Origin of the sequence: Photobacterium leiognathi, from assembly GCF_030685535.1 — a bacterium.
GTDB classification, from domain to species: Bacteria; Pseudomonadota; Gammaproteobacteria; order Enterobacterales; family Vibrionaceae; genus Photobacterium; species Photobacterium leiognathi.
On the sequence record NZ_CP131601.1, the window covers coordinates 1142430 to 1163758 of the forward strand.

The following is a 21329-nucleotide window of genomic DNA, read 5'->3' on the forward strand; positions in this document are numbered from 1 at the left end:
CACAACATAGTTACAACAACTTTCTTATCCCTTATGTTTTTAATGTAAGGGATTTTTTGTGCGTTTTTTATACTAAATCCAGTGGTAAAAATGGAGGAAGTATCACATCACCATATATTCAACCTTACTAACCTCTTCATTATTAAGACTAATGTTGCAATTTTGTAGCGCCTGACAAATACTGAAAAGACGGAATATAAAAAATAAAAAAACGTAGGAAAATGTTTTAGCTGGTTTAGGTTAACCACATAGCGAACATACATTAAGGATGTGTAATTATGTTTAAGTCTTTTTTTCTCGATCGCCGCTGGTTTCTATGGTCGATTCTTGGTACTGCCTTAATTCTGTATGTGACTTGGTATAAGGTGCAGATAGACGTTGAGGTGAATGAGTGGTTTGGTACTTTCTATGATTTGATCCAGAAAGCACTCGCTAAACCTAATGCTGTGACATTTGAAGAGTTTTTGTCTAGCTGTATCGACTTTTTCAACATCGTTTCTATTTACATCATTATTGCTGTAATGCTTGATTTCTTTGTTCGTCACTATGTTTTCCGCTGGCGAACCGCAATGAATGATTACTACATGTCACATTGGGATAAAATTCACCACATTGAAGGTGCATCTCAACGTGTGCAAGAAGATACCATGCGTTTTGCTAGGATTGTGGAAGGGCTAGGAGTGAGCTTTATGCGCTCGCTAATGACGCTGGTTGCGTTCTTACCGATCCTATGGGTATTGAGTGAAAATATTACTGAATTACCTTGGATTGGCGAGGTAGATCGTTCTTTGGTTTACCTTGCTATTATCTCGGCATTATTTGGTACCGTACTGCTTGCCATCGTGGGCGTGAAATTACCAGGACTTGAATTTAAAAACCAAAAAGTAGAAGCGGCATACCGTAAAGAGTTGGTTTTTGGTGAAGATCAAAATAACCGTGCCCAGCCTGAAACAGTTGGCGAGTTGTTCTTTAATGTGCGTAAGAATTATTTCAACTTATACCGCCATTACCTTTATTTTGATATCGCGAAATGGTCGTATATTCAGTACACGGTGATTGTACCTTATATCGCACTTGGTCCTGCGATTGTATCGGGGGCGTTAACGCTTGGTGTGTTACAGCAGATTTTACGTGCCTTTGGTAAGGTTGAAGAATCATTTCAGTTCTTGGTGCATTCGTGGAGTACGATTGTTGAATTGATGTCGATTTATAAGCGATTAAAAGCGTTTGAAGTTCAAATAGATGAAGCGATTGCAGCCGAAAACGTTGCAGTGGACGAGCAAATATAATCGTCACTTTTAAGATACAAAAAGCCCGTGTAAATAAGTCATTTACACGGGCTTTTTTAGTTATGCTTCAGCGCTTTATTTAATTGATTCGCAGAAGTCTTTAGATACGGCTTGTTGTGCCATTGTACGACCACTGATGTCCTTGATCGTAATTTGGTAATTCACACCACTATCAAATAATGGAATGATTTCTGAGTTACGACAGTAGTTTGCCGCCGCTGTTTTTGCAGCACGAGATGGCGTAATACGGCTCTTACCACCATAGATAATATTGATTTTTACGGTACTACCAGAGGCATAAGCCTGAGTGATTTGGTAAGCATCAATTGTAGGGTAAGGCGCTTTGCTATCAATAGCAGCAGCACGGCTTTTGGCTAATGACTCAGCAACTTGTTGTTTCTCATGAGAAGCACAGCCACTTAATAGTAATACACCGAGAGATGCAGTAATTAGCGCTTTGTTGATGGTTAATTTCACGATCTAGTCCTTAAGCTGCTAATTATGGAAGCACTTTTTTAAATGGCTTCACAATGACATTTGCGTAAACGCCTGCATCAATATAAGGATCGGCATCAGCCCATTGTTGTGCTTGCTCTAAAGAGTCAAATTCAGCAATAACTGTTGAGCCAGTAAAGCCTGCTTCACCAGGGTTATCACTATCAATTGCTGGCATTGGACCTGCAACTAATAGACGACCTTGCTCTTGAAGATCTTTTAAACGTGCAAGGTGTTTTTCACGAACACTCATACGGCGCTCTAGGCTATTTTCTACGTCTTGAGAAAAAATGACGTACCACATTATCGTTCTCCCTAATAAATACAGAGGTGATAGCAATTAATATCTGCTATCTATCTTGTTATACCCAAGCAACCTCAAGATGCCGTGTTCAGCGAGACGACCTTAGTTCTCAGGCGCGGCAACGATTCGAAGATATAGTGGTTCTACATTGAGAATCGTTAACAAAGTTTGAGAGCTAAGGACGCTCGCCCTTTGGGAGCTTGTCACTGAGCCGACTTCTTGCGTCAGACAACTTGGAAAGAGCTCGCTATTCCGCTTCGTTGTCTTCCTTGAATTCAACTCAGTGACTTCGCTCTGAATCAGGCATCTTGAGGTCGCTTGGGTATATTTTATTTCTCCATAGTAACCAATAAAAAAAGCACTAACTAGGCGTTAGTGCTTTTTTGTCGGCTAATGTTGTACTTGTAGGCAAAAAGTGTTGCTAACAACTAGGCTTTTGCGATTGGGCGAGGGCGACCTTCGCTATTAATAGCAACATAGTTAAAGGTTGCTTCACAAACGCGGTAGCGATCACCAACAGCCTCAACATCGACAGGTTTAACCCATACTTCTAGTGCTACACTCATTGATGTGTTGCCGATACGTTTACATTCACCGTAGCAGCACACAACATCACCTACACTTACAGGCGCTTTAAATTCAATTTTATCAACAGATACGGTCACAACACGACCGCCTGAGATTTCTTTCGCTAAGATAGCGCCAGCTAAATCGAGTTGCGACATGATCCAACCACCAAAGATATCACCGTTGGCGTTGGTGTCGGCTGGCATGGCAAGCGTGCGAAGCAGAAGCTGTCCGCGAGGGATATTATTTTCAGTGTTCATGGTTCTACAACTTTTTACTGGTTATTGTCACTTTTCGGCAAGTGGCGATAAATGTAGCCACCTGTTAAGAAGGTAAAGAGTAAGGTTAAAGCAAGTAACCCAAATACTTTAAAATCTACCCAAATATCGAGTGGGAAATTGAATGCAATATAGACGTTTACTACAGCACAGACAACAAAAAACACACTCCAAGCAAGGTTAATTCGTAACCAAACTGCTTCTGGCAATGTAATTTCTTTACCTAGCATACTTTTGATCAATGGTTTTCCCATAAATTGGCTGATCAATAGCGCTATAGCAAAGATGGCATAGATGATGGTGACTTTCCATTTGATGAAGTTTTCATCATGAAGAAAAATGGTTAAACCGCCAAAAATAGCGACTAAGACAAAGGTCACTAACTGCATTTTTTCGACTTTTTTGTAGATGAACCATGTCACTACAATTTGGACTGCTGTTGCCGCAATTAATGCGCCTGTCGCAATAAAAATGCCGCTCGTTTTAAATAAAATAAAGAAGATAATAAGGGGGATAAAATCGATTAATTGCTTCATTACAACAACTCATTTCTAAGAATTATTGACAGTATACCTTTTTAGAATCACGAATGAAAAACGATCAAAAAAGCTACTCTCCATCATTGGATGAGAGAGTAGCTTGAGCGTTGTGAATAGGGTTTATTTTTGAGTCGGTTGCTGTTCGATAAGATTATCAACAATGACAGCACAAGCTGCATCACCTGTAATGTTTAATGCAGTGCGGATCATGTCAAAAATACGATCAAGGGCGAACAGCAGTGGTAGACCTTCAATGGGAATACCTGCGGCAAGTAATACGGCAACAACTAGAAATGAAGGCCCCGGAACACCAGCTTGACCAACAGCACCAAGGGTAGAAGTCAGGATTATTGCGACATAGGCTCCAAGGCTTAAATCGACTTGGAAAATCTGGGCAAAGAACATGGCGACTAAGCCATAATAAATCGCATTACCGCTCATATTAATCGTTGCACCTAAAGGTAAAACAAAAGAAGCGGTAGAGTTACGCACTTTTAATTCTTCTTCACACACTTCCATGTTTACAGGCAGTGTTGCCATTGATGATGCCGTTGAAAGAGCGACAATCTGAGGCTTTTTCATCGCAGAAAGAAATGCTAATGCTGATGTTTTACTTAATGTTTTAACCAGCAGCGGGTAGAAAATAAAACCGAAAATAGCGATAGCCGCAACGTAAACCACAAATAGCTTAAAGACTACCATTAGGGCATCAAAACCAAAGGTGCCAACAGCATCTGCCATGAGACCAAATACACCGAGTGGCGCAATTTTCATTACGATATTGATCATCCATACCATGGCATCAACAATCGCACTAATACCGTTCACCAGCGGCTCTCGACGTTCTTTTTCCAGTTTAGAAACGGCAATACCAAAGAAAAGGCAAAAGACTAGAATTTGTAAGATATTGGCTTCAGTGAGTGATTGGAAAACATTGGTCGGGATCATGCCCAATACAGTATTCCAAAATGTCGGGAGTTCGCCTTTATCGGCGTAGGTTTTAGCAAACAATCCTGACACTGCATTTATGTCTATACCAACACCTGGTTTGAACAAATGCCCCATACCCAGTGCTAAGGTAACGGCAATGGCAGACGTTAAGGCGAAAAATAGCAGCGTAGTGACACCGACTTTTCCTGCTGAATGGCTATTTCCAAGACCTGCAGCGCCGGAAATAATGGCAACGGCAACGAGAGGGATCACTAACATTTTGATCAGGTGAATAAAAATACTGCCGAGCGGTGCGAAGATAGAGGCTTCATGGCCCATCATGGCACCAACTAATGTCCCCAAGAACATGGCAATAACAACTTGAACACCAATATTCTTTATTAAATTTCCGTTATTTTGCACGATAGCGACCCCTAATTGTGAATGCAAAAGCCTTTGGCGGAAGTAGTAACATAAGGTGTTAATATTGTTTTAATTGTTACACCAATATTTCATGGTTGTGTCTTTTACATGCAACAACCAGCAATGGCAACGGTTAGATTCGATATTTTCTGCTGAGCTTAGAAAAATAGACGAAGTAATATGCAGCAAGAGGAGTAATTTTGTGCAGGTAGAAATAGTAAAAAGCCTATCAATGAGAAAGTGGTTCTCAGTTGATAGGCTTTTATTAATAAATGTTGTTAAGGTTTTTAGCGTTTACTTGCCGCTTTCATTGCTGAAATAAATTCAGCCAGTTTTGCTAGCATTTGTTGGTTGTCATCAAGATTTTGCTCAATAATTTTCACCACAGCAGATCCTGATATTGCACCAGCTGCACCCGCTTCAATGGCATCACGCACTTGTTCTGGTGATGAAATACCAAAGCCTAAAATAGCGGGTGGTGCATTATGTGCTTTAAGGCTTGAAAGCAAATGGTCAATTGGCATGCCTGCTTTTGTTTCAGCTCCTGTAACACCTGCACGTGATAATAGATAAGTGTACCCACCGCCTAGCTCTGATACAGCCTGAAGTGTGGTTTCGTCTGCATTTGGTGGCGCGATAAAAATGGGATGAACGCCATATTTTACTGCTGCTTCACGAAATTCTTGTGATGCATTGACAGGAACGTCAGCAATCAACACTGAATCCACACCAGCTTCTGAGCACTGTTGGTAGAAGTTTTCTATACCTGCAGCAAATACGAGGTTGGCGTACATCAGCAAACCGATCGGCATTGTTGGGTATTTCTGACGAATTTGCGTAAGCATTTCAAAACATAAGACAGGGGTTGTGCCTGATTCTAGTGCACGAATTGTCGCCCCTTGAATGGTTGGGCCATCTGCTAGGGGATCAGAAAATGGAATACCTAGCTCTAATGCATCGGCACCAGATTCAACTAAAGTATCGATGATCTGCATTGATTGCTCAGGATTGGGATCACCAATGGTAACGAATGGAACAAAGGCACCTTCATTGCGCTCAGCTAACGTGCTGAATAACTCTTGATAACGATCCATTACAGTGCTCCCTTGTCCTTTAAAATATCGTGAACAGTAAAGATATCTTTGTCACCACGACCTGATAAATTCACAACCAATAGTTGTTCTTTTTCAGGCTCTTCATTAATCAGTTTCATGGCATAAGCTAATGCGTGTGCTGATTCCAATGCAGGAATAATACCTTCATTACGTGCTAGTAATTGGAATGCTTCCAATGCTTCATCATCTGTTACCGAGCCATATTCAGCACGACCAGTAGCATTAAGGTGTGCATGTTGTGGACCAACGGATGGGAAATCGAGACCTGCCGATACTGAGTAAGACTCTTCTACTTGTCCGTATTCATCTTGCATCAGAGGTGCTTTCATACCAAAGAAAATACCTAGCTTGCCATGTTTAAGTGGTGCACCGTGCATGTCGGTATCTAAACCTTTACCTGCAGGCTCTACACCAATTAACTTAACGTCAGTTTCTTTAATAAAGTCCGAGAACATACCGATGGCATTTGAACCACCACCAACACAAGCAATCACCGCATCAGGTAGACGACCTTCTTTTTCAAGAATTTGTGCTTTGGTCTCTTCACCAATGATGTGTTGGAACTCACGTACAATCGTCGGGAATGGGTGAGGACCTGCCGCGGTACCTAGCAAGTAGTGGGCTTTGTCGTAACTTGCCGACCAATCTCGCATAGCTTCGTTACAGGCATCTTTTAGCGTTGCAGAGCCTGAGTGGACAGGGATCACTTCAGCGCCCATTAGCTTCATGCGAAATACGTTTGGGCTTTGACGCTCAACATCTTTTGCGCCCATGTAAACACGACATTTTAGACCTAATAGGGCGCAGGCAAGGGAGGTTGCAACACCGTGTTGACCAGCACCTGTTTCAGCGATGATTTCGTTTTTGCCCATGCGTTTAGCAAGTAATGCCTGACCTAACACTTGGTTAGTTTTGTGTGCGCCGCCATGCAGTAAGTCTTCACGCTTTAGGTACAGCTTAGTGTTGGTACCTTTGGTTAGGTTCTGACATAGTGTAAGGGCGGTTGGGCGACCAGCGTACTCTTTTAGTAGCGTAATGAATTCTTGTTGGAAACTTGGATCTTGTTGCGCTTCGATAAACGCATCTTCCAGTTGGTCCAAAGCTGGGACTAAAATTTGTGGTACGTACTGACCACCAAATTCGCCAAAGAAGGCATCTAATTTGCTCATAATTATTTATTGTCCTTAATATTTTTGATTGCCGCGAATGCCGCATCCAATTTATTCGGGTCTTTTAGCCCTGGCGCACTTTCCACACCAGAGTTTAAGTCAAGGCCATCAAATCCTAATGCTGCTGCTTGTTGTGCGTTATCTGCATTTAGGCCACCAGCCAGTAATATACCTTTTCGATCGCTACTTTGGATCAATGACCAATCGAAGCTCGTTCCAGTACCACCACTTTGGTTACCTACTTTACTATCAACAAGGTGTTTATCAACGGTAAAATCCTTCAGTTCAGGAAGGGTATCTGTCACACCGTGCGCTTTCCAAATCTGACACTCTTTCGGTAAGGTTGCTCGAAGCTCTGTAATGTAATCTTGGGTTTCGTCACCATGAAGCTGAACCGCAGCCAAAGAGAGGTGGTTTGCAACATGGCTAACTTCTTTAACTGCTGCATTTTGGAACACACCGACAAAGTGAAGCGGAGCGCCTGTCATTACATGGCGAGCTTGTTCAATATCAATGCAACGAGGTGAGGCAGGAACAAAGATCAAACCACCGTAAACGGCACCATTTTGATAGGCAGCTGTGGCATCTTTCGCTTGGGTTAAACCACAGACTTTGTTTTCACCAAACAGTACGCGACGAACCGCAAGATCAAGGTTATCCTCTGCCATTAACGAGCTACCAATTAAGAAGCCGTTAGCAAATGCCGCGAGATCACGAACTTCTTGATTGGTGTAAATACCTGACTCTGAAATCACAATGGTGTCTTGCGATAGTTTAGGCGCAAGCTGTTTTGTGCGGTCTAAATCAATGCTTAAGTCACGTAAGTTTCGGTTGTTAATGCCGACAACTTTAGCGTTAAGCTTGATTGCGCGTTCAAGCTCTTCTTCGTTACTGACTTCAGTTAAAATGCCAAGGTTCAACTCATTAGCAACCGCGGCAAGGGTTTGATATTCCTCGTCATTAAGCACAGATAGCATCAGTAAAATCGCATCGGCTTGATAGTGACGTGCTAAATAGACTTGGTAGGTATCAACCATGAAGTCTTTACACAATACCGGCTGGTGTACCTGACTACGAACTTGAGGTAGAAACTCAAAGTTACCTTGGAAGTACTTTTCATCTGTTAAGACTGAAATAGCACTGGCGTAGTTATTGTAAACAGCGGCAATGTAATCAAGGTTAAAATCATCACGGATCAAGCCTTTCGATGGTGATGCTTTTTTACATTCCAGAATAAAAGCAGGGCGCTCTACACCGTTATCGCTGTTTGATGCTAAGGCTTGGTAAAAATCACGATCACTTGGTACGAGATCATCTACAAATGAAGCCAGCGGCTGTGACGCTTTACGTGCTTCTACCCAAATCTTTTTGTCAGCAACAATTTTTGCTAATACTGTTTCCATGATTATCCTCGTGCTGCCAATTTTTCTACCAACTCAAAAGCCTTACCTGATTGCATGACTTCAATGGCTTGTTGTGTATTTTGTTTTAGATCTTCTTGACCAAATAAGCGTAACAGCAGTGCTACGTTAACAGCGACTGCGCCCACTTGGGCTGGCGTACCTTTACCCGTTAAAATGTTGGTGATAATGGCACGGTTTTCTTCTGGCTCACCGCCTTTGATTGCTTCTAACGGGTAAGTGTCTAAACCGAAATCAGCAGGGGTTAGGGTGTATTCTGTGATTTCACCATTAATGATTTCAGCGACATGGGTTTCACCATGAATTGCCACTTCGTCTAAACCGCTACCGTGAACTACTGCCGCACGTTTCATACCCATGGTTGCCATGGTTTCAGCTATTGGGCGAACGAGGCTGTTATCGTAAACACCCATCAACTCAATGTTAGGTTTTGCAGGGTTAATTAAAGGCCCCAACACATTGAAGATGGTGCGGGTTTTTAATGTTTGACGTACAGGCATAGCATGACGAACACCACCATGGTATTCAGGGGCAAATAAGAAACACACGCCTAGTTCATCTAATGCGCCACGGGCGTTTTCTGGTGTCATCGCTAGGTTGATCCCAAACTTATCAAGTAGATCGGATGAGCCAGATTTACTGGAAACGCCACGGTTACCGTGTTTCGCTACTTTAATGCCACATGCAGCAGCAACAAATGCAGCAGTGGTTGAAATATTGATGGTATTGGCACCATCACCACCTGTGCCGACAATATCGGCAAAGTCGTAATCAGGGCTAGGGAAAGGGTTCGCATTAGCCACTAAAGCGCTTGCGGCACCTGCAATTTCTTGAGGTGTTTCACCTTTGATTTTTAGCGAGGTTAATACCGCAGAAAGCAAGATAGGATCCACCTCACCTTTGATAATGGCATCAAATAGGGTGTGGCTATCTTCTTGGCTCAGAGATTCTTGGTCGTAGAGTTTATTGGCAATGTCGTAAATTTTGTTATCCATAATCATCATCCTTAATGCTTTGAATTTATTCGTTTTCTTTTGGGTTTTGGCTTGTTACCCAATTTAAGGTGTGTGTTAGAAGCTCCGCCCCTTGGGTCGTTAAAATTGACTCTGGGTGGAATTGAAAGCCACAAACCTTATCTTCTTCGTTAAGTACTGCCATGACTAAGCCATCAACATCAGCGATAGTTGCTAGGCTTGCAGGTACTTCTGTTGCAACCAAAGAGTGGTAACGAGCAATAGAAAGCGGGTTAGGCAAGTGACCAAACACCTTATGTTGGTTATGGCTCATCATTGCCGCTTTACCATGGACAATTTCACCAGCGCCGGAAACTTTACCGCCGTAGGCTTCAACAATGGCTTGGTGGCCTAAACAGATCCCAATCATCGGGACTTTGCCTTTTACACGCAGGATTAATTCCGGCATACAGCCAGCATCGGCTGGTGCGCCAGGTCCCGGTGATAGCACTAAAACGGGATTTGTTTTTTCAGCCAGTGCGTTTTCAACTTGCTCTGCGGATAAGTTATTACGGTAGATTGTTACTGGGTGACCGAGTGAGCGAAATTGATCAACAAGGTTATAAGTAAACGAATCAAAGTTATCGAGTAGCACAATATGGGCTGGGGTTGCGTTTGTCATTGTGGTTCTCCTTAACCTTGATGTGCAGTGCGAATGGCGTTAATCACAGCTTGGGCTTTACCGCGTGTTTCATCGGCTTCGGCTTGAGGTACGGAATCGTAAACCACACCAGCGCCTGCTTGGACACTGGCAATGCCATTTTCAACGTAAGCAGAACGGATCACGATACAGGTATCCATATCACCATGACCTGTAAGGTAGCCGACAGCTCCGCCATAACTACCACGACGGCGTTGCTCAACATCACGGATAAGCTGCATAGCACGAATCTTTGGCGCACCTGTTAATGTGCCCATGTTCATACAGGCTTGATAAGCATGCAGGGCATCAAGATCGCTACGCAGTTGACCAACCACACGAGAAACTAAATGCATTACGTGGCTATAGCGATCAACTTTGAGTAAATCTGCAACATAACGGCTTCCTGCTTCACTGATCCTTGCGACATCATTACGAGCTAGATCTACCAGCATCATGTGTTCAGCGTTTTCTTTGGTATCGCAACGCAGTTCCAGTTCAATGCGACCATCTAAATCAAGATTGATTGAGCCATCGCTATTTTTACCACGAGGACGTGTTCCTGCTATTGGGTAGATTTCTACCTGATTTGAATCAGAGCAATATTTGAGTGCACTTTCAGGGGATGCGCCAAACAAGGTGAAGTCTGAGTCTTGTAAAAAGAACATGTATGGACTTGGGTTGCCAACTTTAAGCGCTTTGTATGCCGCCAGTGGAGAAGGGCATGGCAAGGTAAATTGGCGTGATGGCACTACTTGGAATACATCACCACTGATCACGAACTGCTTGAGATTATCGACCGTTTGGCAGAAATCTTCGTCATTGATAGAAGCGACAGGTTCACATTGAGCAAGTACTTGTGCTGGTGGCACTGGCTGTGGATTTAAACAGATCTCTTTAATCGCTTGCAGGCGACGACTTAAATCGTGATAGCTATTGGTGTAATGCTCGCCACCAAACAAGGTCGCTTGTAGTGTGCCTTTGCGGCGTTGGTGATCGACAATCAACAAAGTTTCAGCAATATAGAAGATATAGTCAGGACAGTTATTGTCTTGTTTCACTTCCGGTAACGGTTCAAAGTCTGCCACTAAGTCGTATGCAAAAAGCCCACCTAAGAATAAGGCTTCTTTCGGGTGATGCTTGGTATCAAATGCGTTTTGGATCAAACGCAACGCATCAAATGATGATGTTTGTCGTAAGCGGCTATCTTCATCAATATCATGGGCATTAGATGGAAATACCAGCGTTAAGGTCTTTTCATCCAAGATTGCTTTAATATCGCTCAGTAGTTGGTTTTGTAAATGGGTAATAACATTCACACCATTACCGGTTAAGGCTTCTAGCGTCACTTCCTTACCACGGCAAACAATACGCACTGCCGCATCGACGAGCATTAAGCTTTTTAGATCTTGCTTAGAATCAACTTCTGCTGATTCTAATAAAAGGTTGTGCGGGCGATCGCCACAAACTGAAAAGTACAGTTCAGTGGGATCGGCAACATAAGGTACATCAAGGCTGAGAAGATCGATCTCATTAGCAGCTAATGTGTTTTGCCCTAGTGGATGATTTCCTATTGAGTGAGTATTCACAGCGTTCTCCCTGCCGCTTCCACAAACGGTTTTAATTCCTGCATTAATTGTTCAAACATTGGTGCAGTGAGTGCTTGATGACCATCAGATAAGGCTTCACATGGATTTAAATGTGATTCGACAATGATGCCATCCGCCCCAACTGCGGCAGCCGCTCGTGAAAGTGGGATCACTAACTCACGAATTCCCGTTCCATGGCTTGGGTCGACCAGCACTGGTAAGTGGGTATGTTGCTTAAGGTAAGCGACTGCATTGAGATCCAATGTATTTCTTGTTGCTGTCTCAAAGGTGCGAATGCCACGCTCACAAAGAATGATATTCGGGTTACCCGCGTCGTAAATGTACTCCGCAGCGAGTAGCAATTCCTCGATAGTGGCTGAAAGTCCGCGTTTGAGCAAGATCGGTTTTTTACTTTCACCGACAATTTTTAACAATCCATAGTTTTGCATATTTCGCGCACCAATTTGAAAACAATCAACATATTGAGTCATTTTTTCAACTTGGCTCACATCCATTACTTCAGAAACGGTTGGAATATCGAGCATGTCATTGGCTTGTTTTAACAATTTTAACCCTTCGACACCGAGACCTTGGAAATCATAAGGGCTGGTACGTGGTTTATAAGCGCCGCCACGCAGTGCCATAGCACCATGGGATTTGACCATTTCAGCAACAGAGAGAAGTTGTTGCTCTGATTCGACAGAGCAGGGGCCTGCAATAACGGCAAAACGATCACCACCAACAGCTGCTGAGCCAAAACGTACAACAGTATTGTGGGCTTGTACTTCTCGGCTAACCAATTTGTATTTAGTCAGAATGGGTTTGACTGATTCAACTAGAGGATCGGCATGAATATTTAGGCTTTGTAGTACACGTTCATCACCTAATGCACCAAGTACGATACGTTCGCTACCTGGCATATAAAGCGGTTTAAGACCAAGGCTCGCAATTTTCGTTAGGAGAATATTGGCATAAGCTTCTGTTGCTTGTGGTTTTAAGACAATAATCATAGGGCATCCTTGTTTAAATTCGCTTTGGTGACTGAATGTGTGTGATGTACCGCTAAAGTGTTGAGTTATAAAAAAGCCCGCGAAGGCTGCGGGCTTGTTGTTCTTTTGCTCTAAATACAGCAATTCACACAGCCCGTTAATGGGAGTGCCACCACCAATTATTGAAGAAAACGCATTGTTGCTGGTGAATTTGCTGTACCATGTAAGAGTCCTATTAGGCATTAGTTACATTTTTGCTATCAGGTTAATTAACCCAATCAGCAGAACAATCAAGTATTTGGTTACTTGGTATTTATGTACTAGTAAACTAGTTCACGATTATAAAGTCAAGAATAAAACTTATGTTGTTTGATTTACACAGCCATACTACAGCGTCAGACGGTCGCTTAACGCCGCAAGAGTTGGTTCGACGTGCCGTAGATATGCGGGTCGATATCCTTGCTATTACTGATCACGATACAGTTGCTGGCTTACATGAAGCCCATAGCGTGATTGAGCAAGAAGACTTGCCGATCACATTAATCAACGGTATTGAGATATCTACCGTATGGCAAAACTTTGATATTCATATAGTTGGGCTTAATATAGATCCAAATAATCCCGCATTACTTTCATTTATAGGGGAACAGGCGGAACGTCGTCTTGCTCGTGCAAAAGAAATCGGTGCGCGATTAGAAAAAAATAGAATGCCAGGCGCTTATGAAGGGGCAGCAGCATTAGCTAGTGATGCATCGGTTACTCGTGCTCATTTTGCACGATGGATTGTCGATCAAGGCTATGCTAAGACAATGCAGGCTGTTTTTAAGAAATTCTTAACCCGTGGTAACCCTGGTTACGTGCCGCCTAATTGGGGCACGATTGCCGAGGCGATTGAGATTATCCATCAAGCAGGTGGTAAAGCCGTTATTGCGCATCCTGGTCGTTACAACATGACGGCAAAATGGCTAAAACGCTTGATCCAACACTTTATTGAAGTGGGTGGTGATGGAATGGAAGTTGCCCAGCCTCAACAAGCGCAACAAGAACGACGTACCTTAGGGGATTACGCCATACAATATAATTTACTTGCTTCACAAGGTTCTGATTTCCACTATCAATCACCGTGGACGGAATTAGGACGTAACTTGTGGCTACCAAAAGATGTGCCAGCAATTTGGCATGACTGGGAAGTGGAGAAAAAGCGAGTAGAGGTAGAGATTCAAGTTGAAGCTGCTGCCTCAAAGGAGGAATAATGAGTCAATTTTTTTACGTGCATCCCGAAACCCCACAAGCACGCTTAATTAAGCAAGCGGTAGAAATTATTAAAAATGGCGGTGTGGTGGTGTACCCAACAGATTCTGGTTATGCACTAGGGTGTCAGCTTGAAAATAAAGCGGCACTAGAGCGTATTTGCCAAATTCGTCGCTTAAACGAAAAGCATAATTTCACGTTGTTGTGTCGTGACTTATCAGAGCTATCTTTGTACACCCGTGTTGATAACGTTGCGTTCCGTTTACTACGTAATAATACGCCGGGTGCTTATACTTTTATTTTTAAAGGTACTAAAGAAGTTCCACGTCGTTTAATGAACGCTAAGCGTAAAACAATCGGTATTCGTGTGCCTGATAATGTGATTGCTTTAGCGTTACTTGAAGCGTTAGGTGAGCCGTTAATGTCAACGTCTTTGATTCTGCCGGGTAATGATACGACGGAATCTGATCCAGATGAAATCCGCGACAAACTAGAACATGCCGTTGATTTGATCATGCATGGTGGTTACTTAGGTGAGCAACCAACCACAGTGATTGATTTCAGTGATGGTGAAATTGATGTTGTTCGTGTTGGCGCTGGTGATGTGACACCGTTTGAGTAAATATTGATAATACAAAAAAGCGTGTCTTAGATAAACTAAGGTACGCTTTAATAATTAAAATACAGAACGAAACTAGCTCCACGATAGTGACTGTGGCTATTAATATTTAAACCCAAACCAAGATTATCAATCCAGTCTGTTTTAAATGGCTTATCTACTAGCCATCCAACTGCCCACTCATAATAATGAGATGTATCCATTGCGATTTGTGCTCTACTACCTAAATCAATGCGATTTAATTGAGTAAAAAACTTGTGTTTTTTAGTTAGGAAATTGCGTGATGGTATCCAATATAACTCTATACCATTTGTGAAATACCAACCTTCAGGATTACCGGCGTCGCCGAAATTGGCATCTCCCCAACTATGACCCAAAAAATATTGCCATTGTGTAATTAGGTTATAGCCACCCCATTGATAAGGCTGTCTAAACGTGATTGAGAGTTCTGGTTCAGCCAGTAAAGACCAGAACGAGGTAGATGGAAAAGTATCACCAAAAACAAAATCAAAAAAAGCTCGAACTTCAGGGTCATTAATCGTAACGTTACTTTCATAGTAGAGGAGATGAAAATGGACACCTCCACTAAATAGCCAATTATCCTTTAACTCTCGTTTGTAGCGATACCCTACCATTGCTTTGTAATGAGACTCTTGCGAATTAATAAAAGCATTAGGATCGCTTTCTTCATTATCTTCTTTAATGATTAATGCACTTAGACCAGATAGCAATTGATGCTGCGTTGTGTCAGTTTTTTTGAGTGTATAATTAAAAGGAATAGAAAGAGATCGAAGGGTTTCTCTTTGTTTGAGTGAGTTGATGTCACCTAATATGTTGTTGTCAGTACCAAATATGGAGTTGGGATTAAATTGAAATAAACCAACAGTGAAAATATCACTATTGGCTAACACCATTGCTCTTGCTACTTTTTTTTCATAAAACTGTTCTAATGAGGGGTAGCTCTGTGCTTTGACTAAGACAGAATAAAAAGAAATACTAATAATTAGAATTAAAATAAGTCTACGTATTAAATAATATAATATGTATTGAATATTTAACATGACGTTTCTCATCACCTTTCTTAAGAAAAATATAGGGAAAATCTGATTGTGCAATATGTTAAATTTGCGATAACAATGGATAAAGCTTGTTAATAGAAGAAGTGGGTAGTGATGCCAATATTGTTGATAGAGTCTATATTTTTTCATAGCTAATTAAGCCTTGCTTTGGCATAATGCGCGCCCATATTCTGATTTATGTTGAGTGTTAAAACCTCACACAGAATCCAAATTATTGCTATTCGCATAAATCATTTTGGTGTTCTAATTTACTGATTATAAAAGTGAATTAAAGTCCGAGATGTTTTGATGAGTATTTCGACGCCTGTGAAGGCGACAAAGGTTTGTCTAAAAATGAGTGAAAAATTACAGAAGGTATTGGCACGAGCTGGTCAAGGTTCACGTCGTGAAATCGAACTAATGATCCAAAACGGCCGCGTAAGTGTTGATGGTGTTGTAGCAAAACTTGGCGATCGTCTTGAAGATATGACTGCAAACGTACGTGTGGATGGTCACCGTATTGAGCTTATCTCTTCAGATGAAGAAATCTGCCGTATTTTGGCGTACAACAAGCCAGAAGGTGAGTTATGTACTCGTCACGATCCTGAAGGTCGCCGTACTGTATTTGATCGTCTTCCTCGCTTAAATACTGGTCGCTGGGTATCGGTAGGTCGTCTTGATGCGAACACATCAGGTCTACTGTTATTCACTACTGATGGTGAGCTTGCAAACCGTCTAATGCACCCAAGCCGTACGGTTGAGCGTGAATACATGGTGCGTGTATTCGGTGACGTGACTGAGCAAATGGTGAAGAACCTTGTAAAAGGTGTTGAACTAGAAGATGGTTTAGCACGTTTTGAAGATGTGGTTTACGCTGGTGGTGAAGGTATGAACCATACTTTCTACGTTGTGATCACTGAAGGTCGTAACCGTGAGGTACGTCGTTTATGGGATTCACAAGGCGTAACCGTAAGCCGTCTTAAGCGTGTTCGTTACGGTGATGTTTACCTAACGAAAGACATGCCTCGTGGTGGTTGGAGCGAGCTAGAGCTAAAAGAAGTAAACGAACTTCGCGCAACAGTAGAGCTACCACCTGAGACTGAAACGGCACTGACTGTTGAAGGTCAAAAGCGTAAGAAAGGTATTCGCCAAATTCGTCGTGCTGTTCGTCGTCACGAAGAGCGTATTGAAACAGGTAATGGTAACGCCCGTGGTCGTCGTGGTCGTAACAACGATCGTCGTAACCCAGGTGCTAGCCGTAACGCAGAAGTTGAGTCACAGCAAAACGAACGTCGTGGTAGCGGTCGTTCACAACCTGCAAAGGGTCGTGACAACCGAAATGACAGTGGTAAGCCACAGTCATCAGGTAAGCGTAAGCCTTCAGGCAATGCAGCTAACCGCCGTAATCCGTTAGCGAACAAGCCTGCAAAACAACGTACTCGTAAGTAATCTTAGATTTAATACGAGACTGATTAATAAAAAACCGACCTCGCGTCGGTTTTTTTGTATCCTGAAAATGACGTGGTATAACCAAGTGATACTTTTCAAAAGTACTAAATAATTGCTGTGATGCATTTTATATCTAGTAAGCTTCAAGGTGTATAGATCTAAGCCAATAGGCTGAGGTCTAACTATGATGTTGCAGGTATATAGTGAAGGGATTCGGAACGAATAACGAATAATATGTGAGTGTAACAATGTTAGAGGCATTAAAAGGGCAACAACGGGGCCGATTGATCACCCTGTTGGGTGTGATTGTCTTAAGTTTTGATACGTTACTCGTCCGTTTAATAGACAGTAGTGAGTGGACATTGATCTTCTGGCGAGGATTTTTGCCTGCAGTTATGTTGTTTACGGTGCAGTGGTTCACTGATAGAAAAGTGATCACTCAGCATTTGCTGCGTCCATCGTTGTTAACCTTGATCACTGCAGGTTTGTTTAGTGCATCGACTATCTGCTTTGTGCTCTCACTGGATAATACTCAAGTCGCGAGTACCTTGGTGATCACTAATACAGCGCCATTATTTACCGCTGTTATTGGCTTCTTTTTCTTAAAAGAAAAGCTAGATAAGGCAACGGTACTGGCAATTATTATTGCTGTTGGTGGGATTGGTCTTGTCTTTGGTTATCACCCAACGGTAGATGAGCTTCGTGGCGACTCTCTAGCGCTTGTCTCAGCGATTGCTATTGCGGTGTACCTTGTTGCGTTGCGTAAAACTCAAGGGCAGCTAGGCTCTGTTTACATCATCCTTGCAGGGGTATTTACCTCGATTATTTCACTGTCTGTCGGTGCGAAACCTTTCGCACTCGATATGCGTCAAGCGATAGAGATGTTTTTATTGGGCGGCGTTGTGATCCCATTGTCTTTCTATTTGATTGCTTATGGGCCTCGCTATTTACCCGCAGCGGAAACAAGCTTGATCTTATTGCTTGAAGTGTTATTTGGTCCATTATTAGTGTGGCTGATTGTTGGTGAAACACCGACTTCTAATGTGTTATTAGGCTCTGCTGTTGTAGTGCTAACCTTGTCAGGATTATTTGCTTGGCAATGGAGAAAACAACTCAAAAGTAGCCAATAGAAAATAAGATATTTAGATATAGAAAAGCCGACGTTTGTGTCGGCTTTTTCGTTTAAATAACAATGAATAAGTTCGTTTAAATAACAATGAATAAGCTTAGTTGTTACTCTTCTTCTTCGTTGCTAAACGCTGGTTTTAGCTTTGGTTGCGCGTCAATACATTTACCTGAAACGTGTTGGCTTTCTGGCCCCATTAAGTAAAGGTATAACGGCATAATATCTTTGGGTGTTTTTAGTTGTGTAACATCTTCTGCTGGAAACGCTTGCGCGCGCATACCTGTACGTGTGCCGCCAGGATTAATGGCGTTCACTTTCACATTGGTATTGCTGAGCTCGTCGGCTAACACTTGCATCATGCCTTCAGTCGCAAATTTAGAAATTGCGTAGCTGCCCCAGAATGCACGACCACTGTGACCAACGGTGGATGATGTAAATACAATACGACCATCAGGGGCTTTCTTAATCAACGGAATAATCGCTTGTGTGAGCAAGAACTGCGCTTTCACGTTTACTTGCATCACATCATCAAATGTTGATTCTTCAATTTGCTCTAATGGGCTTAAAACGCCAAGGAGGCCAGCATTGTGTAGCACGCCATCTAAACGTCCAAATTGTTGTTCGATGGTATCGACCATATCCAAGTAATGTTGCTTGGTTGCGCCCATTAAATCTAATGGAATGATAGCGGGCTGGATGTAGCCTAAGGCTTCAATTTCATCATAAACAGCTTCTAATTTTGCGACTGTTCTTCCCAATAAAATGACAGTTGCACCATGAGCTGCGTATTGAATAGCGGCTTCGCGTCCAATGCCGTCACCTGCACCAGTAACTAAAATAACGCGATCTTTGAGAGAGTCTGCAGCGATCTGGTATTCCACATTAGCTTCCTTCTTATGTTGTTTTTATTGTTATTCGGTTGAAATTTAGTCTAAAACTGCACCAAGTATTGAGCTTGGTAAAAATATAGATTACTACTAACGAAACATATCAGAATTTACTAGCTGAGAGAATTTCCTTTCATCTTAAGTCGTGATCTATGGTCGGATTCATTTTCTTTTTCTGAAAGAGAAGATAGCGATGAAAGTGATATCCCAGTTACAATACGTTATGGCGCTTTTGTATTGCCAACAAAGAGGATTGGATATTGGAATTTTTATTTGATTATGGATTATTTTTCGCCAAAATCGCGACAGTTGTGGTTGCCATTGTTGGTGTCTTGGTATTAGTAAAAGCATTGAATGGTCGCCATGGTTCACAAAAGGGTGAACTAGAAGTGACTGACTTAACAGAGCAGTACAAAGACACAGTAAACCAGTTGGAGTCGCACTTATTTGATAAAGCACTGCTTAAAGCGCGCGACAAAGCAGAGAAGAAATCAGAGAAAGAAAAAGATAAAGCACGCCAACAAGAAGTGAAGCAAGCGGCTAAAAATGGCAGTTTAGATACCTCACGTGAACCACGTTTATTTGTGGTTGATTTCCACGGTAGTTTAGATGCGCGCGAAGTCTCTTCATTACGTGAAGAAATCACTGCAATTCTTGCTGTTGCTATTGAAGGTGATGAAGTGTTACTTCGCTTAGAAACTGGCGGCGGTATGGTTCACGGTTACGGCCTTGCCTCTTCTCAGCTTGATCGCTTAAAAGCTGCGGGTATTAAGCTAACTGTTTCTGTTGATAAAGTTGCAGCAAGTGGCGGCTATATGATGGCTTGTGTGGCTGATAAGATTGTATCTGCACCATTTGCTATTGTGGGCTCAATTGGTGTTATTGCTCAGCTTCCTAACTTTAATAAGTTATTGAAAAAGAACGATATCGATTACGAGCAAATCACAGCAGGTGAGTTTAAGCGCACACTAACCATGTTTGGTGAAAACACTGATAAAGCACGTGAGAAATTCCAAACAGAAATTGAAGAAACACACGGCTTATTTAAAAACTTTATTGCAGTTCACCGTCCAGGCTTAGATCTTGAAAAAGTAGCGACAGGTGAGCACTGGTTTGGTCAACAGGCACTTGATCTTGGTTTAGTAGACCAAATTTCAACCAGTGACGATTTAATCACTGAAGCATGTAAAGATCGTGAAGTGCTGAAAGTGAAATACGTTCGTCGCAAGAAGCTAGCAGAAAAACTTGCTGGTGCGTCAGGTGATGCGGCAGATAATCTACTGATGAAGTGGGTTGCACGTGGCCAACGCCCATTCATGTAATATGCTTTGAATGATAAATAAAAACCCGCAGCGTGCGGGTTTTTTTATGTCGAGCTCAATTAGTCAGCTAAAGTGAACTCAGGAGAAAGCTTATGCGCTAGCAATTTGAACATATTAAAGACTGCTGTTGTGTTGGCTGTTGGCAGTCCTTCGTCATCAAGAAAGTATTCACCCTTAAAGATTAAAACGCCATCACGCTCTTCTACAGATGTTGCGCGCATACCATCAATATAAGACTCTTGATCTTGAATGATTTGGTTTGCAATCATTAGTAAATCAGTTGATGAAATTGGGTTTTTATTACTCATATTAAAGTCTCAAACAATTGAATAGCGTGTGTAGTCTATTTAAGTTAATTGAATAAAACAAATAGTCGTAGATAAAGAATGTTTAATTATTAATCAGTGATAACCGCATTTCAGTTTTAAATTCCTTATTACTGTGAGCAAAAGCGTAAAAAGATTTTTTTTGCTAGTCAGTGATGTTCGATAAATGGTAATGATCTGCGCGAATTTCTATCTCATTTTATTGTTTTCGATTTTGAACCATAAATGCAGACAGAGAGAGTGCTAGTATGTGCTTTTAAATCAGTCTGTTATTTGATAGTCGTTAAGATAAATTTTGTGCTATACATTTTGTTAACAATTGAAGAAGGTGCAACCAAATAGACGGATTTCGTTAAAAAGCAGTTGACCTTCTTGTATTCTAGCCCAATATGTAAATAGAATTTTACGTAGCGACAATGCAATTTGTCATTGCAAAAATGTTTGATTACGAAAAAGATCACAAGCAATCATATTAATTCACTGTTCCTATTTTTATGATTAGTGACTTAATGAGATTGGTCGAATGTTGC

Annotated in this window: 21 protein-coding genes and 1 other annotated feature; of the genes, 6 read left to right on the forward strand and 15 right to left on the reverse strand. The window is 41.9% G+C overall.

The annotated features are described in order from the left end of the window. Positions 1–278 precede the first annotated feature (278 nt). Positions 279–1289, forward strand: a complete 1011-nt coding sequence (gene sbmA / locus Q7674_RS12440; protein WP_008986655.1) for a peptide antibiotic transporter SbmA — start codon at positions 279–281, stop codon at positions 1287–1289. 75 nt (positions 1290–1364) lie between these two features. On the opposite strand, the gene gspS2 is transcribed toward sbmA, so the two are convergent. The 12 genes from gspS2 to Q7674_RS12500 form a co-directional block, all read right to left on the reverse strand. After that, a complete protein-coding gene (gene gspS2, locus Q7674_RS12445) occupies positions 1365–1766 on the reverse strand; it encodes a type II secretion system pilot lipoprotein GspS-beta (protein WP_023932874.1) in 402 nt (133 codons plus the stop codon). Between the two features lie 22 nt (positions 1767–1788). Then, on the reverse strand, positions 1789–2088 hold the full coding sequence (locus tag Q7674_RS12450; protein WP_023932872.1) for a YciI family protein: 300 nt from the start codon (positions 2086–2088) through the stop codon (positions 1789–1791). Between the two features lie 428 nt (positions 2089–2516). Further along, positions 2517–2915, reverse strand: coding sequence for an acyl-CoA thioester hydrolase YciA (gene yciA, locus Q7674_RS12455; protein WP_008986658.1), 399 nt, complete (start codon positions 2913–2915; stop codon positions 2517–2519). Positions 2916–2929: 14 nt separating this feature from the next. Further along, positions 2930–3469, reverse strand: coding sequence for a septation protein A (locus Q7674_RS12460; protein WP_008986659.1), 540 nt, complete (start codon positions 3467–3469; stop codon positions 2930–2932). Positions 3470–3592: 123 nt separating this feature from the next. Further along, the gene (locus tag Q7674_RS12465; RefSeq protein WP_045063058.1) at positions 3593–4771 is read right to left on the reverse strand and encodes a dicarboxylate/amino acid:cation symporter; all 1179 of its coding nucleotides are present in this window, start codon (positions 4769–4771) and stop codon (positions 3593–3595) included. A 341-nt stretch (positions 4772–5112) separates the two neighbouring features. Next, a complete protein-coding gene (trpA, locus tag Q7674_RS12470) occupies positions 5113–5919 on the reverse strand; it encodes a tryptophan synthase subunit alpha (RefSeq protein ID WP_045062965.1) in 807 nt (268 codons plus the stop codon). Further along, positions 5919–7109, reverse strand: a complete 1191-nt coding sequence (trpB, locus tag Q7674_RS12475; RefSeq protein ID WP_045062966.1) for a tryptophan synthase subunit beta — start codon at positions 7107–7109, stop codon at positions 5919–5921. The genes trpA and trpB overlap by 1 nt, the downstream gene beginning before the upstream one ends. A 2-nt stretch (positions 7110–7111) precedes the next feature. After that, positions 7112–8512 (reverse strand): bifunctional indole-3-glycerol-phosphate synthase TrpC/phosphoribosylanthranilate isomerase TrpF, encoded by a 1401-nt coding sequence (gene trpCF, locus Q7674_RS12480; protein ID WP_305423887.1) that lies wholly within the window; start codon positions 8510–8512, stop codon positions 7112–7114. A 2-nt stretch (positions 8513–8514) separates the two neighbouring features. Then, positions 8515–9525, reverse strand: coding sequence for an anthranilate phosphoribosyltransferase (gene trpD, locus Q7674_RS12485; protein ID WP_045062968.1), 1011 nt, complete (start codon positions 9523–9525; stop codon positions 8515–8517). A 25-nt stretch (positions 9526–9550) separates the two neighbouring features. Then, entirely contained in the window at positions 9551–10165 is a 615-nt protein-coding gene (locus Q7674_RS12490; RefSeq protein ID WP_045062969.1) for an aminodeoxychorismate/anthranilate synthase component II, read from the reverse strand. Between the two features lie 11 nt (positions 10166–10176). After that, a complete protein-coding gene (locus Q7674_RS12495) occupies positions 10177–11772 on the reverse strand; it encodes an anthranilate synthase component 1 (protein ID WP_045062970.1) in 1596 nt (531 codons plus the stop codon). Then, entirely contained in the window at positions 11769–12782 is a 1014-nt protein-coding gene (locus tag Q7674_RS12500) for a bifunctional 3-deoxy-7-phosphoheptulonate synthase/chorismate mutase (protein WP_045062971.1), read from the reverse strand. Before Q7674_RS12500 ends, Q7674_RS12495 begins: the two co-directional genes overlap by 4 nt. Before the next feature lie 67 nt (positions 12783–12849). Then, positions 12850–12945, reverse strand: a sequence feature (Trp leader region). A 178-nt stretch (positions 12946–13123) separates the two neighbouring features. On the opposite strand from Q7674_RS12500, the gene rnm reads away from it, so the two are divergent. Beyond that, positions 13124–14014 (forward strand): RNase RNM, encoded by an 891-nt coding sequence (gene rnm, locus Q7674_RS12505; protein ID WP_305423890.1) that lies wholly within the window; start codon positions 13124–13126, stop codon positions 14012–14014. After that, positions 14014–14634, forward strand: a complete 621-nt coding sequence (locus tag Q7674_RS12510; RefSeq protein ID WP_045062973.1) for an L-threonylcarbamoyladenylate synthase — start codon at positions 14014–14016, stop codon at positions 14632–14634. Before rnm ends, Q7674_RS12510 begins: the two co-directional genes overlap by 1 nt. Before the next feature lie 47 nt (positions 14635–14681). Here Q7674_RS12510 and Q7674_RS12515 read toward each other — a convergent pair whose 3' ends face one another. Then, the gene (locus Q7674_RS12515; protein WP_162184322.1) at positions 14682–15692 is read right to left on the reverse strand and encodes a Solitary outer membrane autotransporter beta-barrel domain; all 1011 of its coding nucleotides are present in this window, start codon (positions 15690–15692) and stop codon (positions 14682–14684) included. 351 nt (positions 15693–16043) lie between these two features. Here Q7674_RS12515 and rluB point away from each other — a divergent pair, with 351 nt between their 5' ends. Further along, positions 16044–17138, forward strand: a complete 1095-nt coding sequence (rluB, locus tag Q7674_RS12520) for a 23S rRNA pseudouridine(2605) synthase RluB (protein ID WP_107229570.1) — start codon at positions 16044–16046, stop codon at positions 17136–17138. 248 nt (positions 17139–17386) lie between these two features. Further along, positions 17387–18268, forward strand: coding sequence for a DMT family transporter (locus Q7674_RS12525; RefSeq protein WP_045062975.1), 882 nt, complete (start codon positions 17387–17389; stop codon positions 18266–18268). A 103-nt stretch (positions 18269–18371) separates the two neighbouring features. Here Q7674_RS12525 and Q7674_RS12530 read toward each other — a convergent pair whose 3' ends face one another. Next, the gene (locus tag Q7674_RS12530; protein ID WP_045062976.1) at positions 18372–19145 is read right to left on the reverse strand and encodes a YciK family oxidoreductase; all 774 of its coding nucleotides are present in this window, start codon (positions 19143–19145) and stop codon (positions 18372–18374) included. A gap of 266 nt (positions 19146–19411) precedes the next feature. On the opposite strand from Q7674_RS12530, the gene sohB reads away from it, so the two are divergent. Continuing rightward, the gene (sohB, locus tag Q7674_RS12535; RefSeq protein WP_045062977.1) at positions 19412–20473 is read left to right on the forward strand and encodes a protease SohB; all 1062 of its coding nucleotides are present in this window, start codon (positions 19412–19414) and stop codon (positions 20471–20473) included. 59 nt (positions 20474–20532) lie between these two features. Here the strand turns inward: sohB and Q7674_RS12540 are convergent, their stop codons facing one another. Next, a complete protein-coding gene (locus Q7674_RS12540; protein WP_008986674.1) occupies positions 20533–20781 on the reverse strand; it encodes a YciN family protein in 249 nt (82 codons plus the stop codon). Between the last annotated feature and the right edge of the window lie 548 nt (positions 20782–21329).

Excerpts from the sequence above, each read along its gene's own strand:
- sbmA (WP_008986655.1), top strand. The coding sequence starts at position 279 with ATGTTTAAGTCTTTTTTTCTCGATCGCCGCTGGTTTCTATGGTCGATT.
- Q7674_RS12450 (WP_023932872.1), bottom strand. The coding sequence starts at position 2,088 with ATGTGGTACGTCATTTTTTCTCAAGACGTAGAAAATAGCCTAGAGCGC.
- yciA (WP_008986658.1), bottom strand. The coding sequence starts at position 2,915 with ATGAACACTGAAAATAATATCCCTCGCGGACAGCTTCTGCTTCGCACG.
- Q7674_RS12460 (WP_008986659.1), bottom strand. The coding sequence starts at position 3,469 with ATGAAGCAATTAATCGATTTTATCCCCCTTATTATCTTCTTTATTTTA.
- Q7674_RS12465 (WP_045063058.1), bottom strand. The coding sequence starts at position 4,771 with ATGTTCTTGGGGACATTAGTTGGTGCCATGATGGGCCATGAAGCCTCT.
- trpA (WP_045062965.1), bottom strand. The coding sequence starts at position 5,919 with ATGGATCGTTATCAAGAGTTATTCAGCACGTTAGCTGAGCGCAATGAA.
- trpB (WP_045062966.1), bottom strand. The coding sequence starts at position 7,109 with ATGAGCAAATTAGATGCCTTCTTTGGCGAATTTGGTGGTCAGTACGTA.
- trpCF (WP_305423887.1), bottom strand. The coding sequence starts at position 8,512 with ATGGAAACAGTATTAGCAAAAATTGTTGCTGACAAAAAGATTTGGGTA.
- trpD (WP_045062968.1), bottom strand. The coding sequence starts at position 9,525 with ATGGATAACAAAATTTACGACATTGCCAATAAACTCTACGACCAAGAA.
- Q7674_RS12490 (WP_045062969.1), bottom strand. The coding sequence starts at position 10,165 with ATGACAAACGCAACCCCAGCCCATATTGTGCTACTCGATAACTTTGAT.
- Q7674_RS12500 (WP_045062971.1), bottom strand. The coding sequence starts at position 12,782 with ATGATTATTGTCTTAAAACCACAAGCAACAGAAGCTTATGCCAATATT.
- rnm (WP_305423890.1), top strand. The coding sequence starts at position 13,124 with ATGTTGTTTGATTTACACAGCCATACTACAGCGTCAGACGGTCGCTTA.
- Q7674_RS12510 (WP_045062973.1), top strand. The coding sequence starts at position 14,014 with ATGAGTCAATTTTTTTACGTGCATCCCGAAACCCCACAAGCACGCTTA.
- Q7674_RS12515 (WP_162184322.1), bottom strand. The coding sequence starts at position 15,692 with ATGTTAAATATTCAATACATATTATATTATTTAATACGTAGACTTATT.
- rluB (WP_107229570.1), top strand. The coding sequence starts at position 16,044 with ATGAGTGAAAAATTACAGAAGGTATTGGCACGAGCTGGTCAAGGTTCA.
- Q7674_RS12525 (WP_045062975.1), top strand. The coding sequence starts at position 17,387 with ATGTTAGAGGCATTAAAAGGGCAACAACGGGGCCGATTGATCACCCTG.
- Q7674_RS12540 (WP_008986674.1), bottom strand. The coding sequence starts at position 20,781 with ATGAGTAATAAAAACCCAATTTCATCAACTGATTTACTAATGATTGCA.